Source organism: Cypionkella sp. (assembly GCF_036782355.1).
Classification (GTDB): domain Bacteria; phylum Pseudomonadota; class Alphaproteobacteria; order Rhodobacterales; family Rhodobacteraceae; genus Cypionkella.
In genome coordinates this window covers 20,876-27,695 of the sequence record NZ_DAIPZF010000039.1, presented here as the reverse complement: position 1 = coordinate 27,695, position 6,820 = coordinate 20,876, and the positions used below count along the sequence as shown (strand labels likewise).

The 6,820-nt window shown below is 61.3% G+C and carries 6 protein-coding genes; all 6 read left to right on the top strand.

Going from position 1 to position 6,820, the window contains the following annotated elements:
* Positions 1 to 178: 178 nt before the first annotated feature.
* The 6 genes from V7Q10_RS13305 to V7Q10_RS13280 all read left to right on the top strand — a co-directional run bounded on the left by V7Q10_RS13305 (position 179) and on the right by V7Q10_RS13280 (position 6,813).
* Entirely contained in the window at positions 179 to 1,261 is a 1,083-nt protein-coding gene (locus V7Q10_RS13305; RefSeq protein ID WP_333869599.1) for an AI-2E family transporter, read from the top strand.
* Positions 1,258 to 1,929, top strand: a complete 672-nt coding sequence (locus V7Q10_RS13300) for a DnaA ATPase domain-containing protein (protein WP_333869598.1) — start codon at positions 1,258 to 1,260, stop codon at positions 1,927 to 1,929. The genes V7Q10_RS13305 and V7Q10_RS13300 overlap by 4 nt, the downstream gene beginning before the upstream one ends.
* A gap of 76 nt (positions 1,930 to 2,005) precedes the next feature.
* Positions 2,006 to 4,168: an RNA degradosome polyphosphate kinase gene (locus tag V7Q10_RS13295; RefSeq protein ID WP_333869597.1), complete on the top strand. Its 2,163-nt coding sequence runs from the start codon at positions 2,006 to 2,008 to the stop codon at positions 4,166 to 4,168.
* A gap of 10 nt (positions 4,169 to 4,178) precedes the next feature.
* On the top strand, positions 4,179 to 5,717 hold the full coding sequence (locus V7Q10_RS13290; RefSeq protein WP_333869596.1) for a Ppx/GppA family phosphatase: 1,539 nt from the start codon (positions 4,179 to 4,181) through the stop codon (positions 5,715 to 5,717).
* Entirely contained in the window at positions 5,717 to 6,328 is a 612-nt protein-coding gene (locus tag V7Q10_RS13285; protein WP_333869595.1) for a VOC family protein, read from the top strand. The genes V7Q10_RS13290 and V7Q10_RS13285 overlap by 1 nt, the downstream gene beginning before the upstream one ends.
* Positions 6,325 to 6,813: a GNAT family N-acetyltransferase gene (locus V7Q10_RS13280; protein WP_333869594.1), complete on the top strand. Its 489-nt coding sequence runs from the start codon at positions 6,325 to 6,327 to the stop codon at positions 6,811 to 6,813. The genes V7Q10_RS13285 and V7Q10_RS13280 overlap by 4 nt, the downstream gene beginning before the upstream one ends.
* Positions 6,814 to 6,820: the final 7 nt, after the last annotated feature.

The following is a 6,820-nucleotide window of genomic DNA, read 5'->3' as shown; positions in this document are numbered from 1 at the left end:
TCGCCCGATACCTACACCCCGCCCGATCCGCCAAAATAGCCAGCTACAGCTGTCGTTACAGATAAACGACGCATCAGCGACGCGGGACCCACAGCGTCAAACCTCGCCTTTTCCGTCGCCCCTCTTGCAAGCGCGGGTCGCAGGGGCGATATGTGAGGGGGACCAAAGGGGTGAAATCATGGCGCTGCCGACGCGGGAACAGGCGAAATATTGGGGCGGCGCTTTGCTGCTGTTTTTCGTGATGTTGTGGTTCTTGGGCGGGGTGATGCTGCCCTTTATCATCGGCTCGGCGATTGCCTATTTTCTGGATCCTATCGCCGATCGGCTCGAGCGGCTGGGGCTTAGCCGCGCGGCGGCGACCACGGTGATCACCTTGCTTGCCTTGATGGTTGTGGTGGTTGTGGTGCTGGCGCTGATCCCGACGCTGATCAAGCAGACCACGGCGCTGATCAACGCGGCGCCCGAAATTGCGCAGCGTTTACAGATGTTTCTGGTCGAGCGCTTTCCGCAGCTGACCGATAGCACCTCGACGATACGGCAGTCTTTGGCCGAAATTGGTGCCGCGATCCAAGCCAAGGGGGCCAGCCTTGCGCAGGGGGTGATCTCGTCGGCGCTGAGCCTTCTGTCGGCGCTTTTGTATATTGTGGTGGTGCCGGTGGTGGCATTTTACATGCTGCTGGATTGGGACCGGATGATCACGCAGATTGATCAGATGCTGCCGCGCGATCACGCGCCAACGGTGCGCCGTTTGGCTAATGAAATCAATGCGGTGCTGTCGGCCTTTGTGCGCGGTCAGATGACGGTTTGCCTGACGCTTGGCAGCTATTACGCGGTGGCGCTGATGGCGGCAGGGCTGCAATTCGGGCTTTTGGTGGGGGCGGTTGCGGGGGCGATCACCTTTATTCCATACGTCGGCGCGCTGGTGGGCGGGGTGCTGGCAATTGGCTTGGCGCTGTTCCAGTTCTGGGGCGATTGGCTGTCAATTGGGCTGGTTGCCGCGATCTTTGGCTTGGGGCAGTTTTTGGAAGGCAACGTGCTGACGCCGCGTCTGGTGGGCAAATCGGTGGGCCTGCATCCGGTGGTGCTGATGCTGGCGCTGGCGATCTTTGGGTCTTTGTTCGGCTTTGTCGGGCTGTTGGTGGCGGTGCCGGTCTCGGCGGCGATTGGGGTGCTGACCCGATTTGCGCTGGGGCATTACCAAACCAGTCTGCTTTACACCGGTCTTGCGGGCCGCAAGCCTGACGGCGAGGATCAGGCGTGAGCCAACAGCTTGCCTTTGATCTGCCGGTTCAGGTGGCCTTTCGCCGCGCCGATTTCTTTGCCTCTGCCGCCAATGCCGAGGCGCTGGCGGCGATCGACCATTGGGCGGGTTGGCCGGGCGGTAAGATGCTGCTGATTGGCCCCTCGGGCAGTGGCAAGACCCATCTTGCCCATGTCTGGGCCGAGGCTGCGGGCGCGCAGATTCTGACCGCAACCGATTTGGCGCAGGCCGATTTGCCCGATTTGGGCGCGCGCCCCGTGGTGGTCGAGGATGCCGAGCGCATCGGCGGCAATCGCGCCGCCGAGACCGCGTTTTTCCACCTGCACAACCTACTTGCGGGGCGCGGGCTTTTGGTGACTGCCAATGCGCCGCCGCGCGATTGGGGGCTGTGCCTGCCAGATCTGCAAAGCCGGTTGCAGGCGGCAAGCCTTGTGGCCTTGGCCTCTCCCGATGATGCGCTGCTGTCGGCGGTGCTGGTCAAGCTGTTCAACGACCGCCAGATTGCGGTGCCACCCAATCTGATCCCTTATCTTGTGGCGCGGATGGATCGCTCGATTGCGGCGGCGCGCGCGCTGGTGGCCGAGCTTGATGGTCTGGCGCTGGCGCTGCGCCGTCCGGTGACCCGCGCGCTTGCGACCTATCTTCTGGACAGCGCGGCATCTGAATGAAACTGTTGGTTTGTCATCGTTCTGTTACGCTCAAGGCCGAAGAACGCGGGCGCAACTGCCCTGAAAAGAATGCTCCATGACCCAATCAGATTTCCTCAAAGCACCATTTCCCGAAACCGTCGTGCTGTCCGAGGCCGAAATCAAAGGGCCGCATCGGTTTTTCAACCGCGAACTCAGCTGGCTGGCCTTTAACTGGCGGGTGCTGGATGAGGCCTCGAACCCTGCGGTACCGCTGCTGGAACGGTTGCGGTTTTTGTCGATCTCGGCCACCAATTTGGATGAATTCTACACCGTGCGCGTCGCCGGTCTTAGTGCCTTGGTGCGCGCCAAGAACGTCACCCCTTCCGAGGATGGTCGCACCCCTGCCGAACAGCTAAAGCTGATCAATGCCAATGCTCGCCGCTTGATGCACACCCAGCAAGCGGTGTTTAACAAGCTGAAAAAGCTGATGGAGGTCGAGGGCATTTCGCTGTGCACGCGCTCGAAACTCACGGGGCGGGATCTGAAGTTTCTGGAAGATCACTTTCTGAACAAGGTCTTCCCGGTGCTGTCGCCGCTTGCGATTGATCCCGCGCACCCGTTTCCTTTCATTCCCAACGCGGGCTTTAGCCTTGCACTGTCGCTGGAGCGCGAGACGGATCGGCGCACTTTGCAAGCGCTTTTACCGATTCCGCAGCAGATCGCGCGCTTTGTACCGCTGCCGTCAAAAGAGGGCGAACAGCGGTTCTTGCCGCTGGAAGAGCTGTTGCTTTTGCATCTGGATATGCTGTTTCCGGGCTATACCGACCGTGGCCACTGCCTGTTTCGGGTGCTGCGCGACAGCGACCTAGAGGTCGAGGACGAGGCCGAAGATCTGGTGCGCGAGTTTGAAACCGCGCTGAAACGCCGCCGCCGTGGCGAGGTGATCCGGCTGAAGCTGTCCTCGGGCGCGCCGCCGGAATTGCGCGCGTTGATCATGGAAGAATTGGGCGTCACCGCCGATGAGATGGTCGAGGTGCGCGGGCTTTTGGGGGTGTCGGACCTGAAAGAGCTGGTGCTTTCGTCGCATCCAGACCTGTTGTGGCCGCCCTTTACCCCACGGGTGCCCGAACGGGTGCAAGACCATGACGGCGATCTGTTTGCGGCGATCAAGCAAAAAGACATCCTGCTGCACCACCCCTATGAAACCTTTGATCTGGTTATCAGATTTCTGGAACAGGCCGCGCGTGATCCCAATGTTCTGGCGATCAAGCAGACGCTTTACCGCACCTCTTGGGACAGCCCGATCGTGGCCGCGCTCTGCGAAGCAGCCGAAGCGGGCAAATCCGTCACCGCGTTGGTCGAGCTGAAAGCCCGCTTTGACGAGGCCGCCAACATCCGCCAATCGCGCCGGCTGGAACGCGCGGGCGCGCATGTGGTTTACGGCTTTATCCACTATAAAACCCACGCCAAAATCAGCACCGTGGTGCGGCGCGAAGGCGATCAGCTGGTCACCTATACCCATTACGGCACTGGCAACTATCACCCGATCACCGCCAAGGTTTACACCGATCTGTCGTTCTTTACCTGCGATGCGGCCTTGGGGCGCGATGCCACGCGGGTGTTCAATTACCTTTCAGGCTATGTGCAGCCGCAGGGGCTGGAAAACCTGTCGATCTCGCCAATTAGTCTGAAGAAAGACCTGATCGCGATGATTGCAGCCGAGGCCGATCACGCCCGCGCAGGGCGACCGGCGCAGATCTGGGCCAAGATGAATTCGGTGGTCGATCCTGATGTGATTGACGCGCTTTATGCGGCCTCCCAAGCGGGGGTTAAGATCAGCCTGATCGTGCGCGGCATCTGTGGGCTGCGGCCTGGAATTAAGGGGCTGTCGGAAAACATCCGGGTGAAATCCATCGTTGGGCGGTTCTTGGAACACAGCCGGATCGTGTGTTTTGGCAATGGCGCCGGCCTGCCTTCGGCGGCGGCGCGGGTGTTTATCTCGTCAGCCGATTGGATGGGGCGCAATCTGACGCGGCGGGTTGAAACCTTGGTGGAAATCAACAATGACACGGTGAAAGCCCAGATCGTGGGCCAAATCATGGCGGCAAATCTGGCAGATGAGGCGCAGTCTTGGGTGCTGCAACCCTCGGGCGTCTATAAGCGCGACCTGACACCTCTGGACGGGCAGGCCTTCAGCTGTCACCGTTTCTTTATGGAGAATCCTTCGCTTTCTGGCCGTGGCACGGCGGGCGCGAAAGACGTTCAAAAACTGGCATGACGGACAAAGTATGAGCAAGCACGACCCAGACGACGACAACGGCCCCTTTGGACGGCCGCTGTTTGACGACCCTTCGGCCCGCGCGCTTAGTCGGGTTGGCGTGGTCGATGTCGGCTCGAACTCGGTGCGGATGGTGGTCTTTGACGGCGCTGCCCGCTCGCCTGCCTATTTCTTTAACGAAAAGCTGATGTGCGGTTTGGGTAAAGGCTTGGCCGAAACCGGTCAGCTGAACCCCGAAGGCCGGGTGCGTGCGGTCGCAGCCCTGCGACGCTTTGCGCTGCTGGCTAAAGGCATGGGCATCGGTCCCTTGACGGTGGTGGCCACGGCGGCGGCCCGCGACGCCAGCGACGGCCCCGATTTTCAGGCCGAGGTGCTGCGCGAAACCGGCCTGCGGCTTTGGGTGGTCGATGGTCCCGAAGAGGCGCGGCTTTCGGCGCAGGGCGTGCTTTTGGGCTGGCCCGAGGCCAAGGGGCTTGTCTGCGACATCGGCGGCAACTCGATGGAGCTGGCGCAGATTGGCGACGGTCAGGTCGGCACGCGGGTCTCGACCCAACTTGGCCCGTTTCGTCTGGCGCGCATCTCGGACAACCCGAAAAAGCGTGCCGCTCATATTGATCAGGTTTTGGCCGAATGTCAGGCACAACTGAACTCTGAGGGTCAGCGCATCTATCTGGTGGGCGGCTCGTGGCGGGTGATCGCGCGGCTGGATATGGAGCGGCGCAATTATCCGATGACGGTTTTGCATGAATACCGCATGCTGCCCGCAGATCTTTTGCAAACGCTGGATTGGCTGGAAACCTCAAATCTCGAGGATCTTCGCACCCGCACCGGCACCTCTTCGGCGCGGATGGAGCTGGTGCCTTTGGCCTGCGAAGTGCTGCGCGAATTGATCAAAGTGCTGAAGCCGTCAGAGATTGACGTCTCGTCTTATGGCATCCGCGAGGGGCTTTTGTATGAACAAATGCCCGCCCGCCTGCGCGCGCGCGATCCGCTGATCGAGGCGGCGCGTTCGGTCGAAAAGACCATGTCGCGGATCCCGGGCTTTGGCAAAAAGCTTTATGAATTCTTGCAGCCACTGTTTCCCGATGCCAGCCCAGAGCGTGTGCGGCTGATCAAGGCGGCCTGTCTTTTGCACGACACCACCTGGCGCACCCACCCCGATTATCGCGCCGAGGCCTGCTTTGACAATGTCACCCGCGCCAACCTTGGCGGCTTAGATCATCCGGGGCGGGTGTTTTTGGGGCTGGCCTTGCTGCACCGCTATAAAAACTCGCGCTCGGGTTCGCGGTTGGAACCGCTGTTTGAACTGTTGTCCGAGGCCGAGCAGCGCGACGCCGAGATTTTGGGCAAGGCGATGCGGTTTGGCGCGATGTTTGCGGTGTCTGACCCTTCGGATGTGGCCCGTTTGGTCTGGCGGCCCGAACTGAACCAGCTGGAGCTAAAGCTGACCAAGAACGGCCATGCGCTGTTTGGTGAAGTGGCTCAGGCGCGGTTTACCAGCCTGATCAGCGCCATGAAGGCCGAGGCTTTGATCGGAGAGCGCGCCTGATGCTGCGCTTTGACCATCTGGCAGTTTCGGCGCTTGATCTGGCCGAAGGGGTGGCTTGGGTCGAAGAAGCGCTGGGCACAAAGCTGGCAGGGGGTGGCCAGCATCCGCATATGGCGACGCACAACCGGCTGTTGGGCTTGGGGGATTTGTATCTTGAGGTGATTGCCGCCGACCCATCTGCGGCCAAGCCCGCTTGGCCGCGCTGGTTTGATCTGGACACTTTCACCGGCCGCCCAAGGCTGACCAATTGGATCGCAGGCTGCGATGATCTGACCGCCGCCCTGCGCGCAAGCCCTGATGGCACAGGCGCGCCGGTGGCCTTGCAACGCGGCGACTACCGCTGGCAGATGGCGGTGCCAAAGGATGGCAAGCTGCCCTTTGGCGGCGGCTTTCCGGCGCTGATCCAGTGGCAGGGCACGCTGCATCCGGCCCGCGCCTTGCCCGACAGCGGTTTGCGGCTGCGGCGTTTGGACATCGCGCATCCTGATGCCGATGCGCTGCGCGGGCTGCTTGCGCCGCTGATCCAAGACGACCGTTTTGCCATTGTCCAAGGCCGATGTGCCATGCGCGCCAGTTTTGACACCCCAAGCGGTCTGCGCGTGTTGGAATGATCCGCCCCGCCAGCCGCGCCGATGTGCCCGCCATCACCCTGATCATCAATCAGGTGATCACCGAAACCACGATCACCGTGACCTCGGTGACCAAATCCGAAGCCGATGTGACAGCCATGCTGACCGATCGGCGCGCGCTGGGCCACGAGGTTTTTGTGGCAGCGAAGGCCGATGTGATCCTTGGCTATGCCACCTATGCGCAGTTTCGCCCCTCGCCGGGGTATTTGCGCACGATGGAACATTCGCTGGCGCTGACAGATGCCGCGCAGGGCAGGGGCCTTGGGCGCGCGTTGATGCAGGCGGTGGAAAGCCATGCGAGGGCCGCGGGGGCGCATGTGATGATTGCGGCGATTACCGCGGATAATCTGAAAAGCATCGGCTTTCATGCGCGTCTTGGCTATGCGCAGGCGGGGCTGTTGCCGCAGGTTGGCTATAAATTTGGCCGCTACCACGATCTTGTGCTGATGCAGAAAATCCTGACCTGACAACGGC